Genomic DNA, 1,422 nt, shown 5'->3' on the forward strand with positions numbered 1-1,422 from the left:
AATGCCGTCTGTCCGGGGTTCGTCAAGACCGGCATGCAATCGCGCGAAGTCGAGTGGGAGGCGCATCTGCGGCAAGTCACGCCCGAACGGGTGGTCGCCGACTATATTGCGCAGACGCCGCTCGGCCGGCTCGAGCTGCCGGAGGATGTCGCCGACGTCGTCGTGTTCCTCTGCTCGGATCAAGCCCGCTTCATGACCGGCCAGGGCGTCAACGTGACCGGCGGCGTCTACATGACCTGACGGCCTTTCGGCGGCTGTAGCCGGATCCTGATGCGGGCACGCGCCTATCCAAAAAAGTGAACACATATGATCAGAAGTTAGGCTTTTAATGTTATATTTTGTTCTCTAAGATGACCGTTCGCTCGACTTCGGCCTTCGGCGTCAGCCGGGTCAGACGGGTTCATGAGGAAAGTCTATGGCGTCTATCGAGCTCGATCGCGTTTCCAAGCTCTACGGCAATGGCAATTACGGGGTGCATGAGGTCGATCTCACCATTCCCGATGGTGAATTCGTGATCTTTCTCGGTCCGTCGGGATGCGGCAAGTCGACGACGCTGCGGATGATTGCCGGTCTGGAGAGTATCTCCTCCGGCGATCTCCGCATCGGTGGCAAGAGCGTCGCCAATGTCGCCCCGCGCGACCGAAACGTCGCCGTGGTGTTCCAGAGCTACGCGCTCTATCCGCATATGTCGGTGCGGCAGAATATGGCCTTCGGGCTGAAGATGCGCGGCACCGACGCGGCGGTCATCGATGCCAAGATTGCAGACGCCGCTAACCTGCTCGGTCTGCAGAATCTTCTCGGCCGCAAGCCGGCAGCGCTTTCGGGTGGCCAGCGGCAGCGTGTCGCGCTCGGCCGGGCGATCGTTCGCGAACCGGCGGCCTTCCTGCTTGACGAACCGCTGTCCAATCTCGATGCGCAACTGCGTGCCGAGATGCGGCTCGAACTCGTGAAGCTGCACCGGCGCCTCGGCCGCACCATCGTCCATGTCACCCACGACCAGGTCGAGGCGATGACCATGGGCGATCGCATATGCATCATGCGCGATGGTCGCCTGATCCAGGCCGGCCGGCCGCTTGAAGTCTATGCCGACCCGGTCAACACCTTCGTCGCACGCTTCCTGGCGACGCCGCCGATGAACCTCATTCCGGCCACGCTTCAGGCCGCACCTGGCGAAGGGCTCTCCGTCCTGACCGACAGCGGTGCCGTGCTTGCCGTCCCCGCCCGCCACCGCAACGCTTATGGCGAGCGTGCCGGGCGCCGCGTCATTCTGGGCGTGCGGGCCGAGGATTTCCACGAAAGCCCCGACAAGCCGGACTGGCAGAAGATTGCCGTACGGGTCGTGGCCGTCGAGGCTCTCGGCGCCGAGAACGTCCTGATCGGCCAGATTGCCGGTCACGCCACCGGCAGGGATGATGCTCACCC

General features: G+C 63.4%; 2 protein-coding genes. Both read left to right on the top strand.

Annotation, left to right across the window (positions count from 1 at the left end):
- A partial coding sequence (locus ENZ74_RS31675) for an SDR family oxidoreductase (RefSeq protein ID WP_127313292.1) occupies nucleotides 1-240 on the top strand: 240 nt, incomplete at its 5' end.
- A gap of 175 nt (nucleotides 241-415) precedes the next feature.
- The coding region (locus ENZ74_RS31680) for an ATP-binding cassette domain-containing protein (RefSeq protein ID WP_127287704.1) at nucleotides 416-1,422 on the top strand (1,007 nt) is incomplete at its 3' end.

This window comes from Mesorhizobium sp. M7A.F.Ca.CA.002.15.2.1 (genome assembly GCF_003998715.1).
GTDB classification, from domain to species: Bacteria; Pseudomonadota; Alphaproteobacteria; order Rhizobiales; family Rhizobiaceae; genus Mesorhizobium; species Mesorhizobium ciceri.